Origin of the sequence: Streptomyces chryseus, from assembly GCF_014650755.1 — a bacterium.
In the GTDB taxonomy this organism is placed as follows: domain Bacteria; phylum Actinomycetota; class Actinomycetes; order Streptomycetales; family Streptomycetaceae; genus Streptomyces; species Streptomyces chryseus.
The window spans coordinates 17,131-39,455 of record NZ_BMVO01000014.1; the positions used below are offsets into that span (position 1 = coordinate 17,131).

20 protein-coding genes and 2 pseudogenes are annotated in these 22,325 nt (G+C 73.0%); 11 read left to right on the forward strand and 11 right to left on the reverse strand.

The genetic code is table 11. From position 1 onward, the window contains the following. The first annotated feature begins 32 nt into the window (after nt 1–32). Complete coding sequence (gene afsR, locus IE185_RS20740; protein WP_138896917.1) at nt 33–3,089, forward strand: SARP-family global regulator AfsR; 3,057 nt, start codon at nt 33–35, stop codon at nt 3,087–3,089. 220 nt (nt 3,090–3,309) lie between these two features. Continuing rightward, on the forward strand, nt 3,310–3,474 hold the full coding sequence (locus IE185_RS20745) for a hypothetical protein (protein ID WP_167518298.1): 165 nt from the start codon (nt 3,310–3,312) through the stop codon (nt 3,472–3,474). Nucleotides 3,475–3,640: 166 nt separating this feature from the next. Here the strand turns inward: IE185_RS20745 and IE185_RS20750 are convergent, their stop codons facing one another. Genes IE185_RS20750 through IE185_RS20760 form a run of 3 tightly spaced genes read right to left on the reverse strand, consistent with a single transcriptional unit; the run spans nt 3,641 to nt 5,940 of the window. Continuing rightward, on the reverse strand, nt 3,641–4,036 hold the full coding sequence (locus IE185_RS20750; RefSeq protein ID WP_138896918.1) for a hypothetical protein: 396 nt from the start codon (nt 4,034–4,036) through the stop codon (nt 3,641–3,643). Next, the gene (locus tag IE185_RS20755) at nt 4,036–4,311 is read right to left on the reverse strand and encodes a hypothetical protein (RefSeq protein ID WP_138896919.1); all 276 of its coding nucleotides are present in this window, start codon (nt 4,309–4,311) and stop codon (nt 4,036–4,038) included. The genes IE185_RS20750 and IE185_RS20755 overlap by 1 nt, the downstream gene beginning before the upstream one ends. Before the next feature lie 39 nt (nt 4,312–4,350). Then, nucleotides 4,351–5,940 carry a FadD3 family acyl-CoA ligase gene (locus tag IE185_RS20760; protein WP_189715709.1) on the reverse strand — a complete coding sequence of 530 codons (1,590 nt, stop codon included), beginning with the start codon at nt 5,938–5,940 and terminating at the stop codon, nt 4,351–4,353. A 95-nt stretch (nt 5,941–6,035) separates the two neighbouring features. Here IE185_RS20760 and IE185_RS20765 point away from each other — a divergent pair, with 95 nt between their 5' ends. Genes IE185_RS20765 through IE185_RS20775 form a run of 3 tightly spaced genes read left to right on the forward strand, consistent with a single transcriptional unit; the run spans nt 6,036 to nt 8,428 of the window. Continuing rightward, entirely contained in the window at nt 6,036–7,184 is a 1,149-nt protein-coding gene (locus tag IE185_RS20765) for a lipid-transfer protein (RefSeq protein WP_189715711.1), read from the forward strand. Between the two features lie 3 nt (nt 7,185–7,187). Beyond that, nucleotides 7,188–7,646 carry a Zn-ribbon domain-containing OB-fold protein gene (locus tag IE185_RS20770; protein ID WP_138898386.1) on the forward strand — a complete coding sequence of 153 codons (459 nt, stop codon included), beginning with the start codon at nt 7,188–7,190 and terminating at the stop codon, nt 7,644–7,646. Continuing rightward, nucleotides 7,643–8,428 carry an enoyl-CoA hydratase/isomerase family protein gene (locus IE185_RS20775; RefSeq protein ID WP_138898385.1) on the forward strand — a complete coding sequence of 262 codons (786 nt, stop codon included), beginning with the start codon at nt 7,643–7,645 and terminating at the stop codon, nt 8,426–8,428. The genes IE185_RS20770 and IE185_RS20775 overlap by 4 nt, the downstream gene beginning before the upstream one ends. A 15-nt stretch (nt 8,429–8,443) precedes the next feature. Here IE185_RS20775 and IE185_RS20780 read toward each other — a convergent pair whose 3' ends face one another. Continuing rightward, the gene (locus tag IE185_RS20780) at nt 8,444–9,082 is read right to left on the reverse strand and encodes a hypothetical protein (RefSeq protein ID WP_138898384.1); all 639 of its coding nucleotides are present in this window, start codon (nt 9,080–9,082) and stop codon (nt 8,444–8,446) included. 194 nt (nt 9,083–9,276) lie between these two features. On the opposite strand from IE185_RS20780, the gene IE185_RS20785 reads away from it, so the two are divergent. Further along, a complete protein-coding gene (locus IE185_RS20785) occupies nt 9,277–9,915 on the forward strand; it encodes a hypothetical protein (RefSeq protein WP_229843614.1) in 639 nt (212 codons plus the stop codon). A gap of 40 nt (nt 9,916–9,955) precedes the next feature. On the opposite strand, the gene afsK is transcribed toward IE185_RS20785, so the two are convergent. After that, nucleotides 9,956–12,445, reverse strand: a complete 2,490-nt coding sequence (gene afsK, locus IE185_RS20790) for a protein serine/threonine kinase AfsK (RefSeq protein WP_189715713.1) — start codon at nt 12,443–12,445, stop codon at nt 9,956–9,958. Between the two features lie 408 nt (nt 12,446–12,853). Then, a pseudogene (gene kbpA, locus IE185_RS20795) lies at nt 12,854–13,651 on the reverse strand (AfsK-binding protein KbpA); the annotation flags it as partial. A 333-nt stretch (nt 13,652–13,984) separates the two neighbouring features. Here kbpA and IE185_RS20800 point away from each other — a divergent pair. After that, the gene (locus IE185_RS20800; RefSeq protein ID WP_138898695.1) at nt 13,985–14,632 is read left to right on the forward strand and encodes a TetR family transcriptional regulator; all 648 of its coding nucleotides are present in this window, start codon (nt 13,985–13,987) and stop codon (nt 14,630–14,632) included. A gap of 202 nt (nt 14,633–14,834) precedes the next feature. Here the strand turns inward: IE185_RS20800 and IE185_RS20805 are convergent, their stop codons facing one another. Together IE185_RS20805 and IE185_RS20810 are read right to left on the reverse strand one after the other, a co-directional pair. Then, nucleotides 14,835–15,332, reverse strand: a complete 498-nt coding sequence (locus IE185_RS20805) for a nitroreductase family deazaflavin-dependent oxidoreductase (protein WP_138898696.1) — start codon at nt 15,330–15,332, stop codon at nt 14,835–14,837. Next, a complete protein-coding gene (locus IE185_RS20810) occupies nt 15,332–16,570 on the reverse strand; it encodes an acyl-CoA dehydrogenase family protein (RefSeq protein WP_138898697.1) in 1,239 nt (412 codons plus the stop codon). The genes IE185_RS20805 and IE185_RS20810 overlap by 1 nt, the downstream gene beginning before the upstream one ends. Before the next feature lie 138 nt (nt 16,571–16,708). Here IE185_RS20810 and IE185_RS20815 point away from each other — a divergent pair, with 138 nt between their 5' ends. Next, a complete protein-coding gene (locus IE185_RS20815) occupies nt 16,709–17,887 on the forward strand; it encodes a thiolase C-terminal domain-containing protein (protein ID WP_138909141.1) in 1,179 nt (392 codons plus the stop codon). Here IE185_RS20815 and IE185_RS20820 read toward each other — a convergent pair. Beyond that, nucleotides 17,880–18,005, reverse strand: a pseudogene (locus tag IE185_RS20820) (type II toxin-antitoxin system VapB family antitoxin); the annotation flags it as partial. The gene IE185_RS20815 and the pseudogene IE185_RS20820 sit on opposite strands and share 8 nt — an antisense overlap. A gap of 124 nt (nt 18,006–18,129) precedes the next feature. Here IE185_RS20820 and IE185_RS20825 point away from each other — a divergent pair. Continuing rightward, nucleotides 18,130–18,783 carry a pyridoxine/pyridoxamine 5'-phosphate oxidase gene (locus tag IE185_RS20825; RefSeq protein WP_138898619.1) on the forward strand — a complete coding sequence of 218 codons (654 nt, stop codon included), beginning with the start codon at nt 18,130–18,132 and terminating at the stop codon, nt 18,781–18,783. Nucleotides 18,784–18,837: 54 nt separating this feature from the next. On the opposite strand, the gene IE185_RS20830 is transcribed toward IE185_RS20825, so the two are convergent. Together IE185_RS20830 and IE185_RS20835 are read right to left on the reverse strand one after the other, a co-directional pair. Further along, a complete protein-coding gene (locus tag IE185_RS20830; protein ID WP_138898618.1) occupies nt 18,838–19,260 on the reverse strand; it encodes a Zn-ribbon domain-containing OB-fold protein in 423 nt (140 codons plus the stop codon). Further along, complete coding sequence (locus IE185_RS20835; protein WP_138898617.1) at nt 19,257–19,712, reverse strand: DoxX family protein; 456 nt, start codon at nt 19,710–19,712, stop codon at nt 19,257–19,259. The genes IE185_RS20830 and IE185_RS20835 overlap by 4 nt, the downstream gene beginning before the upstream one ends. Nucleotides 19,713–19,890: 178 nt before the next feature. Here IE185_RS20835 and IE185_RS20840 point away from each other — a divergent pair, with 178 nt between their 5' ends. Both IE185_RS20840 and sigJ read left to right on the forward strand, forming a co-directional pair. Continuing rightward, nucleotides 19,891–21,060 (forward strand): flavin-containing monooxygenase, encoded by a 1,170-nt coding sequence (locus IE185_RS20840; protein ID WP_138898616.1) that lies wholly within the window; start codon nt 19,891–19,893, stop codon nt 21,058–21,060. Between the two features lie 159 nt (nt 21,061–21,219). Beyond that, nucleotides 21,220–22,131, forward strand: coding sequence for an RNA polymerase sigma factor SigJ (sigJ, locus tag IE185_RS20845; RefSeq protein ID WP_138898615.1), 912 nt, complete (start codon nt 21,220–21,222; stop codon nt 22,129–22,131). Nucleotides 22,132–22,325: the final 194 nt, after the last annotated feature.

Sequence of the window (22,325 nt, forward strand, 5' to 3'; positions counted from 1 at the left end):
CCGCAGGCAGCAGTGACGGCAGGGGGAGTGCGATGGACGGCGTACCTCGGGTACCGGAGCAGCGGACTCCGGTTTCCGGTCCGCGGCCCGACGAAGGCACCCGGCACGGGGGACGGCAGGAACAGCGGGGGCGGCAGGAGCAGCCAGGCCCGAAGGAACAGCCGCGGGAGCGGCGAGACGACGAGCGGGGCGGGCACCAGACCCTCGACGCCGTGCGTTTCAGCGTGCTCGGCCCGGTCCGCGCCTGGCGCGGCGGCGAATCGCTCAACACCGGCTCGCCGCAGCAACGCGCCCTGCTCGCCGCCCTCCTGCTGCGCGACGGCCGCACCGCGACCGCGGCCGAGCTGATCGACGGCATCTGGGGTGAGGAGCCGCCGTCCCAGGCACTGGCCGCGGTACGGACGTACGCCTCCCGGCTGCGCAAGGCGCTGGACCCGGGGGTGCTGGTCAGCGAGTCCGGCGGGTACGCGATCCGGGCGGGCGCGGACACCCTCGACCTGACCGTCGCCCAGGACCTGGCCGCCGACGCGGAGAAGTCCCGCGCGTCCGGCGACCGCTGCCAGGCCCGCACGCTGATCAACAAGGCGCTCGGCCTGTGGGACGGCGAACCGCTGGCGTCGGTGCCCGGTCCGTACGCCGAGAACCAGCGGGCGCGCCTGGAGGAGTGGCGGCTGCAGCTCACCGAGACCCGCCTCGACCTGGACCTGGAGGTCGGCTGCCACGCGGAGGCGATCGCGGAGCTCACGGCGCTGACGGCGGCCCACCCCCTGCGGGAGCGGCTGCGCGAGCTGCTGATGCTCGCCCTCTACCGCAGCGGGCGGCAGGCGGAGGCCCTCGCGGTGTACGCCGACACGCGCCGCCTGCTCGCCGACGAGCTGGGCGTGGACCCGCGCCCGGAGCTCACCCACCTCCAGCAGCGCATCCTGGAGGCGGACGCGGACCTGGCCCGCCCGGTGGAACCGGCGCCGTCGGCCGCCCCGGCACTCGTCCGCCCGGCGCAGCTCCCGGCCACCGTGCCGGACTTCACGGGCCGGGCGGCGTTCGTACGGGAGCTGGGAGACCGCCTGGCCCGGGCGGAGTCCGGCGTCATGGCCGTCTCGGCCCTGGCCGGCATCGGCGGCGTGGGCAAGACGACGCTCGCGGTGCACGTGGCGCACGCGGCCCGCTCCCACTTCCCCGACGGCCAGCTGTACGTGGACCTCCAGGGCGCGGGCTCGCGGGCGGCGGAGCCGGAAACGGTCCTGGGGGCGTTCCTGCGGGCCCTCGGCACCCCGGACACCGCCATCCCCGACACCCTGGACGAACGCGCGGCCCTCTACCGCTCGACCCTCGACGGCCGCCGCATCCTGATCCTGCTCGACAACGCCCGGGACGCCTCCCAGATCCGCCCGCTGCTGCCCGGCACGACGGGCTGCGCGGCGCTGGTGACGAGCCGGGTGCGCATGGTGGACCTGGCGGGGGCGCACCTGGTCGACCTGGACGTGATGTCCCCCGAGGAGGCGCTGCGGCTCTTCACGAAGATCGTGGGCGAGGAGCGGGTCGCGTCCGAGCGCGAGGCGGCCCTGGACGTCGTGGGCGCCTGCGGCTTCCTGCCCCTGGCCATCCGTATCGCGGCCTCCCGGCTGGCCGCCCGCCGGACCTGGACGGTCTCGGTGCTGGCGGCGAAGCTGGCGGACGAACGCCGCCGGCTGGACGAGCTCCAGGCGGGCGACCTGGCGGTCAAGGCCACGTTCGAGCTCGGCTACGGCCAGCTGGAGCCGCCGCAGGCCCGCGCCTTTCGCCTCCTGGGCCTCGCGGACGGCCCGGACATCTCCCTCGCGGCGGCGGCGGCCGTACTGGACCAGCCGCTGCGCGAGACCGAGGACCTCCTGGAGTCCCTGGTCGACACGTCCCTCCTGGAGTCGGCGGCCCCCGGCCGCTACCGCTACCACGACCTGGTCCGCCTCTACGCGCGTGCGTGCGCGGAACGCGACGAGGAACCCCCGGTGGAACGGGACCGGGCGCTGTCCCGCCTCCTGGACTTCTACCTGGCGACGGCGGCGGCGGTGTACGCGCTGGAGCGGCCGGGGGACCGGCTGGTGGACCACTTGGAGCCGACGGGGCGAGCGGGCCTGCCGTTCGGCGACCGCGGTGAGGCGCTCGACTGGCTCCATACCGAGGCCGAGTGCATCCTCGCCTGCGCCCAGCAGTCCACGGACGCCGCGTCCGTGCAGCGGGCCGTGGACCTTCTGCTGGCGGCCAAGGACCTCTCCGAGTCCGGTGCGAACTTCCGGCGGTACGAACACGCCGCGCACCTGGTCCTCGACGCGGCCCGGCGGACGGGGAACCTCCGGGCGGAGGGCCGGGTGCGCACCGCCCTGACGCACGTGTTCCACATCGCCGGCCGATTCGACCAGGCGGAGGCCGAGGCGGAGGCCGCGATGGCCCTGGCGGACAACGACCCCATCCCGGGCGGTTACGCGCCCAACATCAGGGGATTCATCGCGATCTACCAGAAGCGCTACAGCGAGGCGGAGAGGTACCTCGGCCTGGCCATAGACAACTTCCGCGCCGACGGGAACCGGCCGAGCGAGGCCAGCGCGCTCTGCAACCTGTCGCGTGCCCACCTGGCGATGGGCCGCACCACCAGCGCGGTGGAGCTGGCCAAGCAGGGCGTCGAGATCTACGACCAGCAGGGCCTCACACTGCGACTGGCGAACGGGCGTTACGCGCTGGGGCTCGCCCTTACGCAGGCGGGCCAGTTCGGTGAAGCGCTCGATCAGCTCACCTACGCCCTGGGGATCTTCCACGAGAACCGGCAGCCCCTGTGGGAAGGGGTGACCCACTTCAGGCTCGCCGAAGTACACCTCGCCGCACATCGGCCGACCCTGGCGGCAGCCCATGCCGAGCAGGCGATCGCGCTGCGCGGCATCGGCGGCGAGTGGCGTCGCGGCACGGTCCTGACCGTGCTCGGCAAGGCGCTCGACCACTTGGGGCAGGTGGACCGGAGCCGGGCCTGCTGGGGCGAGGCGCTGGCCATCTTCGAAGGGCTGGGTTCCCCGGAGGCCGGTGAAGTCCGGTCGCTGCTGTCGACGGTGAACGCGGCGTAGCCGTCCCGGGGAGGCGCCGGACGGCCCCCACCAAGGCGTTCATCGTTCGTTTATCGCGACCCGCCACTCTCTTACTTATCGATCCGCCGCGTCGGGGGGCAGACGGATCGGCGCAGGACCGGCCAACTAGGTTGTACGGTCCCAGCCCGTCCGGCGGCCCTCGGGGGAGTTGCCGGGCGGGCTTACTCGACCGTTTTCGCCGACACACCTTGGAGCGACGATGAGCGACACGAAGCAGCCGACCGGCAGCCCCAAGCCACTGGACGACCACATGTCCGGTACCGAAGAGGACATCCTGAAGCCGCTGGACGACCACATGTCCGGTGCCGACAAGGGCGTCGCGAAGCCGCTGGACGATCACATGTCGAGCGAGCCGGTCAACTGAGACCTTACTGACGGGGGACGGCCGCGGTGGCCCGGAGGGGGAGCCACCGCGGCCGCTGTCGTGTCCGGGGGCATGGGGTGGAGGTCATGGAGCGGCTGCCGGGGCGCGGGGGAACCGGCTGCCACGCGAGCGGCGCCTGCACAGTTTCACCGGGGCTGACGCGGTGCTACAGCGGCCGGACCCGCACCCGCGGATGGCAGAGCTTGTTCAAGTCGTCCTCGTCCGAGGTGTAGAGCACCACATCGCCCGGCTGCCGTCCCGCGATCACCGCGAGCGCGGCATCGAGGGCGTACTTGTGCCCGTGGAGCCCCGTGTCGTCGAGGAGGGCGATCGCCGCGTCGGCGACCTCCCTCGTGACGGGCTCCACGACGATGCGAGACATCCGCCAGTCCCACACGGGACGTCGGATCTCGCTGTGCCAGGCCTCGATCAAGGTCATGGAGCTGGTCACCACCGTGATGCCCACCCGGTGCGCGTCCTTGAGCCTGGCCGACATCGCCCGCTCGCCGAGGACAGCCCGCGACAACCCCTCGCAATCGAGCACGTAGTACGAGTCGGCCATCAGGCAGCCGGCGAGGGCTTTCCGGACGCGGCCCTGCGCTCGGCGAACCAGCGCTCGTTGTCGCGTCGCTCCGCCTCGGCGGCCGCCAGCTCCTCCTCGGTGACGGGGCCCTGCTCCTTCTCCAGGTCCTCGACCAGCTCGCCCAGTCGGTCCCGCTCGCGCTGACGCTCTATGGCCTGCGTGACGTAGGCGCTGAAGCTTCCGGGACCCACCTCGCGACGGATCTCCTCGGCCAGCTCCTCCGGCAGGGTGACCGTGTACTTCTTGGTTGCCATACCTCAGACCATACCGCCGCTGGAACAAAGCCCGCCACTTCAGCGGCCCCGCGCCCGTAGCTCCGTCTTCAGGACCTTGCCGCCGGCGTTGCGCGGGAGTTCGGTGACGAACTCGACCTCCCTGGGGACCTTGTAGTTCGCCATCTCCCGCCGTGACCAGGCGATCAGGTCGTCCGCCGTCAGGGTGGACGCGGGGCGGCGGACGGCGTACGCCTTGCCGACCTCGCCCAGGCGCGCGTCCGGTATGCCGATGACCGCGATGTCCGCCACGTCCGGGTGCAGGCCCAGCAGTTGCTCGATCTCCGCCGGGTACGCGTTGAAGCCGCCGACGATGAACATGTCCTTGATCCGGTCGGTGATGCGCAGGTTGCCGGCCTCGTCCAGGACGCCCACATCGCCCGTACGCAGCCAGCCGTCCGGCGTGATCGCGGCGGCCGTCCCGGCCGGGTCCTCGAAGTAGCCGCGCATGACGTTGAAGCCCCGGACCAGGACCTCTCCCGGAGTGCCGGGTTCCGCCCGGACGCGGACCTCGGTGCCGGGGATCGCCCGGCCCGAGGTCGAAGCGATCGTCTCCGGGGCGTCCCCCCGGCGGCACATCGTCACGATGCCCGACGCCTCGGAGAGGCCGTACGCCGTGAGGACCGTGGGGATGTGCAGCTCCGAGCGCAGGCGCTCGACCAGGCGCAGCGGGACCACCGCGGCGCCCGTCACGACCAGGCGCAGCGCCGAGAGGTCGTGCGCGTCCCGGGACGGGTGGTCCAGGAGCGACTGGTGCAGGGTGGGCGGGCCCGGGAGGACGGAGATGCGCTCCGCCGCGATGTTCGCCAGGACCGTGTCCACGTTGAAGACCGGTTGCGGGACCATCGTCGCCCCGCGCATCAGGCAGGCGATGATGCCCGCCTTGTAGCCGAAGGTGTGGAAGAAGGGGTTCACGATCAGGTAGCGGTCGCCCTCGCGCAGGCCGGCCAGGTCGGACCAGATGGCATAGCTCCGCAGCGTCTGCGCGTGGGTGATCACCGCGCCCTTGGGGCGGCCGGTGGTGCCGGAGGTGAAGATGATGTCCGACGGGTCGCTTCCCGCGACCGACGCCGCTCGTGCCCGCACCTCCGCCGAGGAGACGCCCTCGCCGGACGCCAGGAAGTCCTTCCAGGTGCGGTACTCGTCGGGCGCCCCGTCCGCGAGCACCACCACCTGTTCCAGGTGCGGCAGCTCGATGTCCGCGCGGCGCAGGGACGCGACGTACGACGTGCCGAGGAACGTGCCGGTGATGAACAGGAGCCTGGCCCGGCTGCGGGCGAGGACGTCCGCCGCTTCCGTGCCCTTGAAGCGGGTGTTCAGCGGCACGAGGACCGCGCCGGCCGTCACCGCGCCGAGGGCGGACACGATCCAGTCGAGCGTGTTGGGCGCCCAGACGGCGACCCGGTCGCCGGGCCCGATGCCGCAGGCCATGCAGGCCGCCGCCGCCCGTTCGACGCGCTCGCCCAGTTCGGCGTACGAGACACGGGTGCGGCCCTCGACCACGGCCTCCCGCTCGCCGTACCGCTCGGCCGCGCCGCGCACCAGTTCCGGGATGCTGCCCCAACCCGCGTCCCCGCTGTCCGCCGCGCCACTGTCCGCTGCGTCGCTCATGGCAAGCCCTCCCACGCTGCTAGCTGACTAACCGTCAGATTAGCTGTAGCCTGACGCGCTGTCAGCAGTCACGACCCTCGCGGAGGTGCCCCGACGTGGCGACGCTCAAGGACGCGACAGCGATAGTCGGCACGGGCCAGACGCCGTTCGCCAAGCGCCTGCCCGAGTCCGAGAAGACCCTGGCCTGCCGGGCCGTCCTGGCCGCCCTCGACGACGCCGGCATCGCCCCGTCCGAGGTCGACGCCCTCGCCTCGTACACCATGGAGGAGACCGACGAGGTCGAGGTGGCGAAGTCCATCGGCGCCGGCGACCTCACCTTCTTCTCCAAGGTCGGCTTCGGCGGCGGCGGTTCCTGCGCCACCGTCGCCCACCTCGCCGCCGCCATAGCCACCGGCCAGGCGAGCGTCGGCGTCGCGTGGCGCTCACGCAAACGCGGATCGGGGCCCCGGCCCTGGAAGAACACCACCGCGCAACTCCCCACCCCCGCCCAGTGGACCCGCCCCTTCGGCCTGCTGCGCCCGGCCGACGAGATCGGCATGCTGGCCCGCCGGTACATGCACGAGTACGGCGCCACCCGCGACCACCTGTTCAACGTCGCCCTCGCCTGCCGCAACCGGGCCAACCAGAACCCGGCCGCGATGATGTACGACCGGCCCCTGACCCGCGACATGTACATGAACGCGCGCTGGATCAGCGATCCCCTGTGCCTGTTCGACAACTGCCTGGAGACGGACGGCGCCCTGGCGTGCGTCATCGTCTCGGCCGAGCGGGCCCGCGACTGCCGGCAGAAGCCGGTGTACGTCCACTCCGTCGCCCAGGGCCTGCCCGCCCAGCACCACGGCATGGTCAACTACTGGAACGACGACCCGCTCACCGGCCCCGCCTGGACCGCCGCCCGCCAGCTCTGGAAACAGGCCGACTTCGGCCCGGACGACGTCGACGTCGCCCAGATCTACGACGCGTTCACCCCGCTCATCCCGCTGTCTTTGGAGGGCTACGGCTTCTGCGGTCGGGGCGAGGGCGCGGCGTTCACCGAGGGCGGCGCCCTGGAGAGCGGCGGGCGGCTGCCGATCAACACCGGGGGCGGCGGGCTCAGCGAGGCGTACGTCCACGGCTTCAACCTGATCACCGAAGGCGTCAGGCAACTGCGCGGCACCAGCACCGCCCAAGTGCCCGCAGCCGCCACCTGCCTGGTGACGGCGGGCGAGGGCGTACCGACGTCGGCCCTGCTGCTGAGGAGCTGAGAGATGAGCGAGAACACGAGCGGCGGCCTGCTCTCTCCCGTCGTCGACGACGACGGCGCCCCCTTCTGGGAGTACGCCGCCCAGGGGGAACTGCGCGTGCAGGCCTGCGCGGCCCCGGGCTGCGGCGCCCTGCGCTTCCCGCCCCGGCCGTGCTGCCCGCACTGCCACTCCTTCGACAGCGCGTGGCGGCGGATGAGCGGCAAGGGGCGGATCTGGTCGTACGTCCTGCCCCACCCGCCCCTCCTGCCCGCGTACGCCGTGCAGGCCCCGTACAACGCGGTCGTCGTGGAACTGGCCGACGCCCCGCACATCCGGCTCGTGGGCAATGTCGTCGCCCGCCCCGACGCGGCGCTCGACTCCGTCGATCCGGCCCGGCTGCGCATCGGCGCGAAGGTGCAGGTCGCGTTCACCGAGGACGCGGACGGGCGGGCGGTGCCCCGGTGGCTGCTGGAGCGGTCGTGAGCACCGAGGACGGCGGCGTCCGCGTCGCGCGGGACAAGGAGACCGGCGTCGCGGTCGTCACCCTCGACCGGCCCGAGCGGCACAACGCCATCGACCTCGCGGCGGCCGCACAACTGGCTTCGGTCTGGCGGGATTTCCGGTTCGACGAGAGCGTACGGGCCGTCGTCCTCACCGGGGCCGGCGGCAAGGCGTTCTGCAGCGGCGTCGACCGGGGGGTGGACGTGCCGCAGCCCCCGTCGCCCTACTCGCTCGACGATCCGCTGCTGACCGTCGGCCCCAAGGCGAACGACCTGTGGAAGCCGGTGATCGCGGCGGTACGGGGGATGGCCTGCGGCGGGGCGTTCTACCTGCTGGGCGAGGCCGAGTTCGTGGTGGCCGCCGAGGACGCGACCTTCTTCGACCCGCACACGGCGTACGGGATGGTCAGCGCCTACGAGACGATCCACATGGCGCAGCGGATGCCGTCCGGCGAGGTCGCCCGGATGGCCTTGATGGGGACTGCGGAACGGATGTCCGCCCGGCGCGCGTACGAGACGGGGCTGGTGTCGGAGGTCGTCCCGGACGGGGAGGAAGTAGCGGCGGCCGTGCGGGCGGCCGAGGTGATCGCGTCGTACCCGACGGACGCCGTGCAGGGCACGGTGCGGGCGGTGTGGGCGGCGACGGAGGCCGCGCGCGGCCGGGCGCTCGCACAGGCGCCGCACCTGGTGGCGCTCGGCAATCTGCCGCCGGGCCGGCAGGCGGAGCTCTTCACCGCCCGCCGGCCCGGCTTCCGTACGCGCTAGGCGTGCGGCGTCGCGTCAGCCGGCGATGCGCCGCACGTTGCTGAGCGTGCACTTGCCGCCGGAGGTCTCGCCCGGCTTGGCGATGTACGGGGTGGCGACGTCCTGCCGCTCGGTACGGCCCGCCAGCACCATGTACATGCTGGGGTGACGCGTCGCGATGGTCGCGCCGCTCGGGTCGCTGAACTCGATCGTGTAGGTGTAGGTGTAGTTCTCGGTCGTGCTGGTGTTGGTCGCGCTGACGGCGGCGACGATGCCCCGGGAGGGGTCGTACTGGCAGGAGTCGATGCGGACGTCCGTGATGTTCGTGTCGCCGCGGGTGCCGGAGGTCGAGCCCGTGGTGGTGGACGAGCCGGTGGTGTAACCACTGGTGCTGCTGCTGGTGGTGGACGTGGTGTCGCCGCTGGTGTAACCGCTGGACGTCGTGTAACCGCTGGTGCTGCCGCTGGACGTGTCGCCGCTGGTGTAACCGCCGGACGTGGAACTGTCGTAGCTCGAACCGCCGCTGGTGCTGCTACTGCTGCTCGAACCGCCGAAGCTGCTGCCACCGCTGCTGCCGCTGCTGTCGTCGCAGCTTCCGCCACGGCCCCGTGCTCCGGTCAGGGCGAGGACGGCGATACCGAAGACGGCAATGGCGCGGACATGGCGAAGCTTCACGCTTCAACCCCCGTTGAATCGTTGAATGTGCGCTCTTGATTGACGAGCGCACGTCACCCTAGTGGGACGCCGACACGCCCGCAAAAACGCGTGTGCGAGGGCGGCGGGCCGGGGCCCGGCGGCCCGTCCGCGACTGGCGACCGCCGCATCACGGGCGTAGCGTCGTCACAGAGAGCCACCCCAAGGAGGCGGCGATGATCCGCAACGTACTCGGCTGGATCCTTGCCCTCGTCGGAGCGACGGCCGCCGTGCTGAGCCCCTTCCGCACCTGGTACGACGGCCGTCTCGGGCGCGACTACCGCATCGGCGACCTTTTCGGCGGCATCACGGACAGCGGGGCGGCGATCATGGGTTCGCTCCTGCTGCCGTTCGCCTTCGCCGCCCTGCTGACCCTGGCCGGTCTTCTGCTGCGCTCCCGTGCGGCGGTCGCTCTCGCCGGCGTCGTCGTGCTCGGGTTCACCATGCTGTGGATGGTCCGCGTGGGCCAAGCGCAGGACGGCCTGACGGTGGACACCGACGGCACCGGGCTCGACGTGGGCGTCGCGCTGGCCCTCGGCGGCGGCGTACTCCTCCTGCTCGCCGCCGTCCTGCTGCCCGGACGCGCGCGGCGGCGCAGGCGCGTGGACGGCGACCACCACCACCCGTACGAGCCCGCACAGCGGGAGGGGCCGGACCAGCCCTACCCGTGGAGCCCCGGCCAGGGCGGACCGGAGGGCCCGGACGGGCGGGGAGGACCGTACGGCGACGGGCGCGACGATCCGCACGGGAACGGGCGCGGGGGTCCGTACGGGCCGGACGACCGGCCGCCGCCGGAGGACCACCGCTACCGCTAGCGGAACACCGCTACCGCCACCGTCCCCCGGCCGCCCCCCGTCAGGCGCGCGTCCCCGACTGCCGGCCCGTCGCCGTGCCCTTGACCGCGTCCAGCGCGTACACGCACCGGTCCTTGCTGCACGCGTACACCACACCGCCCTGCGCCACCGGCGAGCCGGTGATCTCGCCGCCCGTCGCCAGCTTCCAGCGCAGCTGCCCGCCGCTCGCGTCCAGCGTGTAGAGGCAGTGGTCCGCCGACCCGAAGTGGACGCGGCCGTCCGAGACCACGGGTGCGCCCACGACCTCGCCGCCCGCCGCGAAGCGCCACTTCGGGGTGCCGGTCACCGCGTCCAGGGTGTAGAGCGCGCTGCCGCTGCCCACGTGGACGTTGCCCGCGACGACGAGCACCGGCTCGATGGACTGGCGGGACTCCGTGGCGATGCGCCACCGGTCCTTGCCGGTGGCGGCGTCCAGGGCGTACACCGTGCCGAGGTAGTCGGCCAGGTAGACGCCACCGCCCGCGACGGCCGGGCCCGGCGCGAAGGAGGGCGGACTCAGGAAGACCGCCGGGGCCTCGAAGTGCCACCGCACCCGGCCGCTGACGGCGTCGACGGCCAGGACCCGCGTACCGGCGGCGATGTACACGTAGCCGTCCGCTGCCGGCGTCAGCCGCAGCGGCACGCCGCCGCAGGACGCCGCGTCGCCGATCGGGTACGACCAGCGCTCCGTGCCGGTACGGGCGTCCAGGGCCCGCAGCCGCGCGTCCTGCCACACGTACACGGTGTCGTCGTGTACGGCCGGACCCGCCTCCGGGGTCTCGAAGTCGCTCTGGGCGCCGGTGAGTTCCCACAGCTTCTGACCGTTGGACGCCTCCCACGCCTGGACGCCGCCACCGCGCGTGCCGGTCACCACGGTGCCGCGTTCGGCCTTGAGGGAGTACACCCACGCGTCGGTCTGCAGCCGCCAGCGCTCCTGGCCGTCGGAGGCGTCCAGGGCGTACAGCGTCGGCCCGTCGGAGGCGTGGATACGGCCGCCCGCGACCGCCATGGCCCAGGCGACGTCACGCGTCTTGAACTGACGCCGGCCGCTGGCCACGTCCAGGGCGTGCACCTCGAAGGAGGTGACGTAGACCAGATCGCCGGCGACGGCCGGGGTGCCCCACACGTCGTTCGACATGCGGAACCGCCACGGGCGCCATCCCCCGGACGGCCCCGCCCCGTCCGCCGACGGGGCGGGCGGCGGAACGGCCGGGGGCGGCGGGGCGGGCACGGACGCGGAACCGGCGTCGGCCCCGTTCGCGGCGGCGCCCAGACCGGCCGGCGGCCTGATCCACCCGGTGGCCTGCTCCCCCGGTACGGCGACGGCGGCGGCGGTACGGCCGTCGGCCACGCGCGGGCCCGGCCCGATCGGGACCTTGGAGCCGGGCAGCCTGAGGGCGCCCTGCTGGGCGGTGTGCGCAGCCTGCCCACCGTGCCCGCCCTGCGCCGGGTGGCCGGCGTGCGCACCCTGCGGCGCGTGGCCGTCCGCGTACGCGGCGGCCGGGGACGGGGAAGCGGGCCCCTCCGACCGGGACGCCACCGGGGCGAACGGCGGCGGGTCCTGCGGCCTCGGCGGCGTGGAGTGCGCCCGCGACTGCGGCGCACTGGGCAGCGCGGGGCGCCCGCCACGGCGCTGCTCGATCATCGCGGTGGCCCGTGCGGGCAGCCACGCGGACGCCGTACCGCTGTCGTCCTCGCCCGAGGCGAAGAGGTGCGGCGAGAGCTGCGCCTGGAGGTCGGCCGGGCTGGGCCGCCGTACCGCTTCCCTCTGCATGCACGACTCGATCAGCGGACGCAGCTCGTCGGGCAGCCCCTCGGTGTCCGGGCCCTCCCGCAGCAGCATGAAGACCGTCTCGACCGGGTTCGCGCCGTGGAAGGGCGCGTGCCCCGTCGCCGCGAAGACCAGGGTCGAGCCGAGCGAGAAGATGTCGCTGGCGCCCGTCACGCTGCGCGAGTCGCGCGCCTGCTCGGGCGACATGTAGGCGGGCGTTCCGACGGCGACGTTGGTCATGGTCAGCCGGGTGTTGGAGACGCCCGAGGCGATACCGAAGTCGATGACGCGCGGCCCGTCCTCGACCACCAGGACGTTCGACGGCTTGAGGTCGCGGTGGACCAGTCCGGCGCCGTGGATGGACTGGAGCGCCTCGGCGATGCCCGCCGCCAGCCAGCGCACCGCCTGGGCCGGCATCGGCCCGCATTCATTCACTATTTCTTCGAGGGAGGGCGCGGGGACGTACGCCGTGGCCAGCCACGGCACCGCCGCCCGCGGATCTGCGTCCACGACGGCTGCCGTGTAGAACCCGCTGACCGCCCGGGCGGCCTCCACCTCGCGCGTGAAACGGACGCGGAACAGCTGGTCCTCGGCGAGTTCGGTCCGTACCGTCTTGATCGCCACGCGCCGGCCCGACGCCGACCGCGCGAGATAGACCAGCCCCATGCCGCCGGCCCCGAGCCGTGCCAGCACCTCGAACGGGCCGATCCGCCGCGGGTCGTGCTGCGTCAGCTGCTCCATAACTTGCCTGCCACCTCCCCGTACGAGGCCGCAAACACAGCCCCGTGAAGCGTCTCACCACTGGGCACCACCCAGCGGTGCGCACCCTGATTCTTCCTGTCTGAGGCGATGGTGGCGAACCCGGGGGCGGACCGGGGTGTCTCACCCGTATTCGGACAGGTCAAGCAGACGTAAAATGTCGGTGATGCGCTGCTACGTCGCGGTTTCGCGGGGCTCGTCGGGGGTGGGGCGCTCGCCGGTCTCGTCACTTTCGGCCACATCGGCGCGTTCGGAGGAGTCGTTCGAATCGGCCGCATCGGCCGGCTCCGCCTGTGCGGCCGGCTCGCTCGCGTCCGCGGACGACGCCTCGTCCGCAGGGGCTGCAGCGTCCGTCGGCACCGCCGCGTCCGCCGACGCCGTCAGTTCCGCCAGTACGGCGAACGTGGCGCCCTGGTCGTCGGTGAGCACCGCGATCCGCCCGTGCGGGGTGTCGAAGGGCTCCGCCTGGACCCGCCCGCCGAGCTCGGCGGCCCGCGCGGCGGCCTCGTCGCAGTCACCGACCACGAAATAGACCAGGAAGTGGTCGGGCATCTCGGCCGGGAACGCGTTCCCCATGACGCTGCGGCCCCCGATGGCCGTGTCGGGGCCGGGATCGGCGCCCGCCGGGGACCAGGTCCTGAAGTCCTCGCCCGCCTCGTCCAGGTCGAAGCCCCGGAAGCCGAAGACCGTCTCGTAGAAGGGGTCGGTACGGGTCTTGTCCCGCGCGTAGACCTCGGTCCAGCAGAAGGAGCCCGGCCGGTCCCGCACCTCGAACCCGGCATGGCTGCCGGCCTGCCACAGGCCGAAGACCGCACCGCCGGGATCGGCGGCCGCGGCCGTCGTGCCCAGCGGGGGCACGGGCAGCGGGTCGGTCACCATCTGGCCGCCCGCCTCCCTGATCCGCGCGGCGAGCGCCGTGACGTCGTCGGCGGCGAAGTAGATCCCCCAGGCGGTGGGCATGCGGCCGTCACGCTTGGGCGCGAGGGCCGCGACCTTCTTGCCGCCGCTGAGGGCGTTGACGAACGCCGTCCGACCCGCCCTGCCCGACCAGCCCGTGCGCGCCCGGTCGTCGATGCCGGGGTCCGCGAAGGTCCAGCCGAACAGCCCGCCGTAGAACCGCTTGCCCGCTTCGACGTCGTCCAGCGTCACATCGACCCAGCACGGCATGCCTTCCGCGTATACGGCCATGGCCCGGATCCTTCCGTCGCGCAGGGCGGGGCGATGTGTGGCGCCCGTCATCTCAAGCTAACGGCCGCCCGCGCTCCACGCAGGGAAATGAATCGAACAAACGCTCGCATGTCGGGGCATCACGCCAGGCCGGACCCGGGTTGTCCACCAAAGTTGTCCACAGGCTGTTGATAAGACTATTCGGGTCCGCGTCGGTCGGAAGGGGGTCGACGGGGGTGGCAGAGGGGGCCGACGGGGGCGGCAGCGGGGGCCGCCCGGGCCGGGGCGGCTGGCCGGTTCCCCATTTGCAGTCGGCCGAATCGCGCTCCGATCACCCCTCGGTAAGCTGACGGCATGACAGGACAAGTACGCACCGTCGACGGCCGCGTGGCCGGACGACGCGGTCAGGCGACGCGGCAGAAGCTGCTCGACTGCCTCAGCGAGATGCTCAGCTCCTCGCCCTACCGCGACGTCAAAGTCATCGATGTGGCCCGGAAGGCGGGCACTTCACCCGCGACTTTCTACCAGTACTTCCCTGATGTGGAGGGCGCCGTCCTCGAAATCGCGGAAGAAATGGCCAAGGAGGGCGCCGGGTTGACCGAACTCGTCTCCGGCCGCTCCTGGGTCGGCAAGGCGGGCTGGGCGACCTCCGAGGAACTTGTCGAGGGCTTCCTCGACTTCTGGCGCAAAAACGACGCCATCCTGCGTGTCGTCGACCTCGGCGCCGCCGAGGGCGACAAGCGGTTCTACAAGATCCGCATGAAGATCCTGAACTCGGTCACCAACTCCCTTACGGACACGGTGAAAGAGCTCCAGGCCAAGGGCAAGGTGGACAAGGACGTCAGCCCCGCCGCGATGGCCGGCTCTCTCGTCGCGATGCTCGCGGCGGTCGCCTCGCACCAGAAGGGCTTCCAGACCTGGGGTGTGAAGCAGACCGAACTCCGTCCCAACCTGGCCCTGTTGGTCCACCTGGGCATCACGGGCAAGAAGCCGACGAAGTAACCCCACTCCTCGATCCGGCCCTCCGAGGGAGCCGGCGTCGCCCCCAGTCCTGTCTGCGCAGCGGCGGCCCCGCACCGGTCCGCCGCTGCGGCGTTTCCAGCGGCAGACGTCCGGCGCGCGCGGCGTCCGGCGCCTGCAGGAGCACCGGCCCGAGGAATCAGGCGCGCTCGGCCGTCCGGGCGCCGTCAGCGGTCCGGTGTCGTCAGGAGTCCCCCGGCCCGGCGTCCGCCCGTTCCTCCAGCCGGAAGAGCCGGATCTGCCGCTCCACCCTCGCCTGGTACGTCGCGTAGGGCGGCCAGAACCTCAGCGCCTCCTCCCACACCGCTTCCCGCTCCGCGCCCTCCAGCAGCCGTGCCCGCACCTCGACGTCCTTGCCGCGCCAGCTGATCCGGGCGTCCGGGTGCTTGATGAGGTTGGCGGTCCAGGCGGGATGCCCCGGCCTGCCGAAGTTGCTGCCGACGAGGATCCAGCCGCCGCCCGGCCCCAGCGGCACGCACGCCAACGGCGTGGTGCGCGGCTCGCCGCTCCTGGCGCCCTTCGCCGTGAGGACCAGGCCGGGCAGCATCCGCGCGCTGGGCAGCACCCTGCCCCGCGTCAGACGGTGGACGGCGCGGTCCATGGCGGGGACGACGTGCGGGGCGATCCGGGCGAAGGCGCGGGTCGAGGACAGCTTCTGCACGAGGCGCGTTCCCGGCCGCATCAGGACGTCACCTCTCGTTCCACCCCGGGACCGGCGACTGCCATCGCGTCCTCCTCCCGGGTACCGCCGAAGAGACCCGCGACCCGTGCCGCGCGGTCGCGCAGCCGGTGGACGGGGCCGAACAGCAGCTCGTCCGACGCCGCCCGCTTGAAGTACAGGTGCGCGTCGTGCTCCCACGTGAACCCGATCCCGCCGTGCAGCTGGACGGCCTCCGCCGTGGTCGTGCGCAGCGCCTCCACGGCCTGCGCGAGCGCCAGGCCGCCGGTGGCCGGGTCCCAGGCCGCGTAGTAGGCCGCCGAACGCGCGGCCCGCACCTGTACGTAGAGGTCGGCCAGCCGGTGCTTGACCGCCTGGAAGGAGCCGATCGCCCGCCCGAACTGCTCGCGGGCCTTGACGTGGTCGACGGTGCGCTCCAGCGCGTACGAGGCGGCGCCGACCGCTTCGGCGGCGAGCACGACGGCGGCGGTGCGCCCGGCGTCCGCCAGGGCGCCGGGCACGTCGGCGGCGTCGTCCGCGCCCAGCAACTCCGCTTCGACCTCGCGCAGTTGTACGCGGGCCTGGGTGCGGGTCTCGTCCAGGGTGGTCTGGCGTACGCGGACCAGCCCCGCCGCCCCGGCCCGTACGAGGAACAGCAGGGTCCGGCCGCGCGCGAAGCCCCCGGTGTGGGCGGCGACGACCAGCAGGCCGGCGCTGTGCCCGTCGAGCACCTGCGCGGCCTCCCCGTACAGGGTCCACGTGCCGTCCCGTCCTCCCGAGCCGGTACGCCGGGCCTGTACGCCGCCGGACCGGCCGCCGCCCGCCCACTCGCCGCCGGTGTTGTCGCCGGTGAGGGCGAGCGCGGCGGACAGGCCGCCGCCGGGTACGGCGAGGGTGGCGGTCAGCGTGCCGTCGGCGACCGGCGGGAGCAGGGCCTCGCGCTGGGCCATCGTGCCGAGGGCGGCGATCAGCGGGGCGGCGAGGACGGCGGTGGCCAGCAGCGGTGAGGGCAGGAGGACCCGGCCCGTCTCCTCGCAGGCGAGGGCCAGCTCGACGGTCCCGCAGCCGACTCCGCCGTACACGGCGGGCAGGGCGAGGCCCGGCAGCCCGACCTGCTCGGCGAGCTGCCGCCAGAGGCCGTCGTCGTACCCGGCGGTGGTCCGTACGGCCGACTTCACCTCCTCGGGACCGCTCCGCTTGGCCAGCAGCTCGCGCAGCGTGCGCCGGATCTCTTCCTGCTCCACGGTGAAGGCGGCGTCCATGGAACTCCCTCCTCGCCTGACGGGCCGTCATGTTAGGGGCGGGGAGGCGAGATGCACAGAGGCGCGGGGCGACGGCTCTCCCCCTCGCGTCACATCGAAGCCCGTGCGGGGACAGTTATCTGATGTACCGTCAGATGCATGCTGGCTCCCCGCTCCCCCCGCAAGGTGGCCGTCGTCGGCGCGGCCCTCTCCGACTGCGGACGCGTCGACGAGGCCACTCCCTACGCCCTCCACGCCCAGGCCGCCCGCCGCGCCCTCGCCGACTCCGGTCTCGACCGGTCCGTCGTCGACGGCTTCGCCTCCGCCGGCCTCGGCACGCTCGCACCGGTCGAGGTCGCCGAGTACCTGGGGCTGCGCCCCACCTGGGTCGACTCGACCGGCGTCGGCGGCTCCACCTGGGAGGTCATGGCCGCGCACGCCGCCGACGCGATCGCCGCCGGCCACGCCAACGCCGTACTGCTCGTGTACGGCTCGACGGCCCGCGCCGACATCAAGGCGGGGCGCCGCACCTCGAACCTGTCGTTCGGCGGGCGCGGCCCCCTCCAGTTCGAGGTCCCGTACGGGCACACGCTCGTCGCCAAGTACGCGATGGCCGCCCGCCGCCACATGCACGAGTACGGCACCACCCTGGAGCAGCTCGCCGAGGTCGCCGTCCAGGCCCGGGCGAACGCGGCGACCAACCCCGACGCGATGTTCCGCGACCCGGTGACGGTGGACGACGTACTGTCCGGCCCGGTGATCGCCGACCCGTTCACCAAGCTGCACTGCTGCGTCCGCAGCGACGGCGGCTGCGCGGTGCTGATGGTGGCGCAGGAGTACGTGCCCGACGCGGCCAAGGCCCCGGTGTGGGTGCTGGGCTCCGGAACCGCCGTCTCGCACACCACCATGTCCGAGTGGGACGACTTCACCGTCTCCCCGGCCGCCGTCTCCGGACGCCTGGCCTTCGAGCGGGCGGGCGTGCGCCCCTCGGACATCGACCTCGCCGAGATCTACGACGCCTTCACCTACATGACCCTGGTGACGCTGGAGGACCTCGGGTTCTGCGCGAAGGGCGAGGGCGGCGCGTTCGTCGAGAAGGGCCGGCTGCTGCGCGACGGCGCGCTGCCGGTGAACACCGACGGCGGCGGCCTGTCCGCCTGCCATCCGGGGATGCGGGGACTGTTCCTGTTGGTGGAGGCAGTACGGCAACTGCGCGGAGAGGCGGGCGAGGGCCAGGTCCGCCGGGCGGACGGCAGCCTGCCGGAGCTGGCGGTGGCGTCGGGGACGGGCGGCTGGTTCTGCTCGTCGGGGACGGTGGTGCTGGGGCGGGACGGGTGAGCCGGCCCACGATCTCCCGGAGGGCGGTGTTGACCGTGTCCCTCTTGGGCGTCGTGCCCAGAAGGCGTGCGGCTTCTTCCAGAGCCTCGTCATCCAGGTCGATCACGGTGGGCGCCATGGCCATACCCCCTCTGGATACGCATCTGCCCAAGACGCTGTCGCCGTGAGTGGTGCGCATCAGGTCGCTCGCCCGCCTCCACCCCTTCGAGTGGCGCTGCCACCGGAGAGCGCATGATGGCTCGGTGACCACCTTCCACCAGACTCTCCGCTCGCTGCGCGTATGGGACACCGCCCTCCCCGCCTTCGACCCGGACACCGCGCCCGCCGATCCGCTGCCCCTCTTCCGGCAGTGGTTCGTGGCGGCGGCGGAGGCCGGGCAGAGCGAGCCGCACACCATGTCACTGGCCACCGTCGACCCGGACGGGCTGCCCGACGTGCGGACGCTGATGCTGCACGACGCCGACGAGCGGGGCTGGCACTTCGCCTCGCACGCCACCAGCGCCAAGGGCCGCCAGCTCGCCGCCGACCCGCACGCGGCGCTCGGCTTCTACTGGCCGGTCCAGGGCCGCCAGGTCCGGGTACGGGGGCAGGTCGTGACGGGCACGCCCGAGGAGGCCGCCGCCGACCTGCACGCCCGCTCGACGGGGGCGCTGGCGTCGGCACTGGTGGGGCGGCAGAGCGAGGTGCTGCGCTCGCGGGAGGAGCTGGCGCGGGCGAGCGAGGCGGCCTGGGCACGGGCAGAGGCCGAACCGGACAGCGAATCGGCGACCTGGACGGTGTACGTGCTGGAGCCGCGCGAGGTCGAGTTCTTCCAGGGCGACGAGCGGCGACGGCACGTACGGCTGCGCTATCGGCGGGAGGGGGACACGTGGGTACGGGAGCTGCTCTGGCCGTGACCGGCAATCAGCCCGCCGCCTTCGCGAACGGCCGCTGAACGAGGTGGTCGCCGCTCAGCTCTGCCTGTCCCCGGAGAGCTGAGCCGTCCGGAAGACGGGAACCGCCGGCCCTTCGCCCTCCTGCCGGAAGGTCACCGTCAGCGGCATCCCGATCCGCAGCTCCGACTCCGCGCAGCCGACGATCTCCGTCATCATGCGCGGCCCCTCCGCCAGGTCCACGACGGCGGCCGTGTACGGGACGCGGGCGCCGAAGGGCGGCAGGTCGTTGCGGTGGACCACCGACCAGGTGTAGAGCGTCGCGCGGCCGCTCGCCCGCTCCCACCCGACGTCCTCGCTCCAGCAGTACGGGCAGAACTCGCGCGGATAGTGGTGCGGCCGGCCGCAGGCGCGGCAGCGGCGCAGCAGCAGGCGGCCGTCGGCGGCGGCGTCCCAGTAGGGGCGGGTGAACGCGTCGATGTCGGGCACGGCGGCGCTCATGCCCCGAGCCATCCGATCGCGTGATCGAGGGACCAGGTCTGCCAGGACAGGGCGAAGAGGGCGACGAGCGAGATGAGCGCCATCATGGCGTTCTGCCCCTGCTCGGCCCAGTCGTGGATCATCAGGACGAGGTAGAGGAGGTTCAGGAGCAGCCCGCCGACCAGGGCGACGGGCGTCAGGACCCCGAAGACCAGGCCGAGTCCGAGGGCGAGTTCGGCGTACACGACGACGTACGCCATCGTGCGGGGCCGGGGCGCGACCACGGTGTCGAAGCCGCGCTTCACCGCGGGCCAGCGGTGCTTCCCGGCGACGTCCGCCGCCCAGGCGATGCCCGTACCGCGCTCGAACCAGCCCTTCTTGTCCTTGTGGCGCCAGCTCTCCAGCCACCACAGGCCGAGGCCGACGCGCAGTACCGCGAGCCATTGCGCGCCGTCGAGCCAGAGGGTCCGCATCCCGTTCCACCACCCCTTCGTCCGCCCCCGCGCCACCGATCTGACGGTACGTCAGTTCAGCGGATCGGGCGGGCTTCGCGCAAGAGGCAGGGGCCGGCGACTGTCCGTGACCGATTCGCAACCGATTTCGGTCTTGACCGAGACCCATCAACGGTGTGCGCGGTTAGGCTCACGAATCATGACCAATACCACCCACGACCACCCCGTCTACGTCATAGGCGGCGGACCGGGCGGACTGGCCGCCGCGGCGGCACTGCGCGAACGGGGCGTACGCGCCGTCGTCCTGGAGAAGTCCGACGCGGTCGGAGCATCCTGGCGGGCCCACTACGACCGGCTGCGCCTGCACACCACGCGGCGCCTGTCCGGCCTGCCCGGACTGCCGATGCCGCGCGCGTTCGGGCGGTGGGTGGCGCGGGACGACGTGGTGCGGTACCTGGAGAAGTACGCCGAGCACCACGGGCTGGAGATCGTCACCGGCGTCGAGGTCTCCCGTGTCGAGCGCGTCGAGCCCGCCCCGGGCGAGGACGGCGGCTGGCTGCTGCACGCCACCGGCGGCCGCGAACTGACCGGCTCGGCGGTGGTGGTCGCCACCGGCTACAACCACACGCCGTACGTCCCCGAGTGGCCCGGCCGCGACACGTACACCGGTGAACTGACGCACGCCGCGCACTACCGCAACCCGCGCCCGTACGAGGGCATGGACGTCCTGGTCGTCGGCACGGGCAACACGGGCGCCGAGATCGCCGTGGACCTCGCGCAGGGTGGCGCGGCGCGCGTGCGCCTGGCCGTGCGCACCGTCCCGCACATCGTCCGCCGCTCGACGGCGGGCTGGCCCGCGCAGGCCACCGGCATCCTCGTACGCCGCCTGCCGGTCCGGCTGGTGGACCGGGCCGGCGCCCTGATGGGCCGGCTCGCGGTCCCCGACCTCTCGGCGCACGGCCTGCCGCGTCCGTCCACCGGCCTCTACTCCCGGGTGCGGGAGGGCGCGATCCCGGTGCAGGACGCCGGGCTGATCGCCGCCGTGAAGCGCGGGGCCGTCGAGCCGGTGGCAGCCGTCGAGTCCTTCGAGCAGGACAAGGTCGTCCTGGCGGACGGCACCCGGATCTCACCGCGGGCGGTGATCGCGGCCACCGGATACCAGCGCGCCCTGGACGGCCTGGTGGGCGACCTCGGCGTGCTGGACGGGCGGGGCCGGCCCGTGGTGCACGGGGCGCGCACCCCGCCGAAGGCGCCGGGCCTGTACTTCACGGGGTTCACCAACCCGATCAGCGGCATGTTCCGTGAGATGGCCCTCGACGCCCGGAAGATCGCCAAGCGGATCGCGAAGGGGCGCGGGTCCGGCCGCTGATCCGCGCGGCGCGCCCCCTGCGCCCGCCGGCCACCGGACCGTGCCCGCCACCTGACCATGGTGGGTTCCCGCAACCGCGCCTGCATGATGGAGCTCCTTCAAGTCTGTCCGCTTTTCCGTTCGTTGCTCCATTGACGGAACTCCCGAGGAATGTGACCGATGGACGACCCCGAACTTCTGGCGGAGCGCTTCGAGGCCCACCGAGGGCATCTGCGCGCCGTCGCGTACCGGATGCTGGGCTCGCTGAGCGAGGCGGAGGACGCCGTACAGGAGGCGTGGCTGAAGCTCAGCCGCTCCGACACCACCGAGGTCGCCAACCTGGGCGGCTGGCTGACGACCGTCGTGGGGCGGGTGTGCCTGGACATGCTGCGTTCCCGTACGTCACGGCGCGAGGACCCGTTGGACGTGCACGAGTACGCACAGGTGCCCGACCCCGTCGTCAGCCGGGCCGACCGGGCCGACCCCGAGCACCAGGCCGTGCTCGCCGACTCGGTGGGGCTCGCGCTCCTCGTCGTACTGGAGACGCTGCCGCCCGCGGAGCGGCTGGCGTTCGTCCTGCACGACATGTTCGCCGTGCCGTTCGACGACATCGCCCCCGTCGTCGAGCGCACCCCGGCCGCGACCCGGCAGCTCGCCAGCCGGGCCCGGCGCCGGGTCCAGGCGTCTCCGCCGCCGGAACCCGACCTCGGCCGGCAGCGCCAGGTCGTCGACGCCTTCCTCGCCGCCTCGCGCGGGGGCGACTTCGACGCGCTCCTCGCGCTGCTGGACCCGGACGTCGTCCTGCGGGCCGACACCGGTTTCGTGACCGCCGGGGCGGTGAAGCCGCTCCACGCCTCCAGGATCGTGCGGGGCGCGCGGAACGTGGTCGAGCAGGCGCTCACGTTCTCCCGGTTCTCCCCGTACGCGCGGCCGGCGCTCGTCAACGGGGCGATGGGGCTCGTCACGGCGGTGGACGGGAAGACGTTCTCCGTCATGCACTTCACCCTCAGGGACGGGAGGATCGCCGAAATCAACATCCTCGCCGACACCGACCGCCTGAACCGGCTGGAACTGCCCGCCCTCGACGGCTGACATCAGGTCTTGGCGGGGCCGAGGCCCGGGTAGGGAGAGGGAAGGGCGGGCACGGCGTCCGTACCCGCCCTCCGCTCCCGCCCGTACCCCCGCCCGCGCCCTTCCCCGAGGCTTTGCCCGCCGGACTGTTCCTGACGAGCCGTCAGTTCAGTAATCTGACTACGCGTCAGTTACGTTGGCCGACGAGCAGGAGC

Bases quoted from the DNA above. Each gene is read 5' to 3' on its own strand.
- IE185_RS20750 (WP_138896918.1), bottom strand. From the start codon at position 4,036: ATGGCCGACTCGTACTACGTGCTCGATTGCGAGGGGTTGTCGCGGGCT.
- IE185_RS20770 (WP_138898386.1), top strand. From the start codon at position 7,188: ATGAGCGAGAACACGAGCGGCGGCCTGCTCTCTCCCGTCGTCGACGAC.
- IE185_RS20800 (WP_138898695.1), top strand. From the start codon at position 13,985: ATGACAGGACAAGTACGCACCGTCGACGGCCGCGTGGCCGGACGACGC.
- sigJ (WP_138898615.1), top strand. From the start codon at position 21,220: ATGGACGACCCCGAACTTCTGGCGGAGCGCTTCGAGGCCCACCGAGGG.
- IE185_RS20815 (WP_138909141.1), top strand. From the start codon at position 16,709: ATGCTGGCTCCCCGCTCCCCCCGCAAGGTGGCCGTCGTCGGCGCGGCC.
- IE185_RS20840 (WP_138898616.1), top strand. From the start codon at position 19,891: ATGACCAATACCACCCACGACCACCCCGTCTACGTCATAGGCGGCGGA.
- afsR (WP_138896917.1), top strand. From the start codon at position 33: ATGGACGGCGTACCTCGGGTACCGGAGCAGCGGACTCCGGTTTCCGGT.
- IE185_RS20805 (WP_138898696.1), bottom strand. From the start codon at position 15,332: ATGCGGCCGGGAACGCGCCTCGTGCAGAAGCTGTCCTCGACCCGCGCC.
- IE185_RS20760 (WP_189715709.1), bottom strand. From the start codon at position 5,940: ATGAGCGACGCAGCGGACAGTGGCGCGGCGGACAGCGGGGACGCGGGT.
- IE185_RS20830 (WP_138898618.1), bottom strand. From the start codon at position 19,260: ATGAGCGCCGCCGTGCCCGACATCGACGCGTTCACCCGCCCCTACTGG.
- IE185_RS20755 (WP_138896919.1), bottom strand. From the start codon at position 4,311: ATGGCAACCAAGAAGTACACGGTCACCCTGCCGGAGGAGCTGGCCGAG.
- IE185_RS20745 (WP_167518298.1), top strand. From the start codon at position 3,310: ATGAGCGACACGAAGCAGCCGACCGGCAGCCCCAAGCCACTGGACGAC.
- IE185_RS20835 (WP_138898617.1), bottom strand. From the start codon at position 19,712: ATGCGGACCCTCTGGCTCGACGGCGCGCAATGGCTCGCGGTACTGCGC.
- IE185_RS20785 (WP_229843614.1), top strand. From the start codon at position 9,277: ATGATCCGCAACGTACTCGGCTGGATCCTTGCCCTCGTCGGAGCGACG.
- afsK (WP_189715713.1), bottom strand. From the start codon at position 12,445: ATGGAGCAGCTGACGCAGCACGACCCGCGGCGGATCGGCCCGTTCGAG.
- IE185_RS20810 (WP_138898697.1), bottom strand. From the start codon at position 16,570: ATGGACGCCGCCTTCACCGTGGAGCAGGAAGAGATCCGGCGCACGCTG.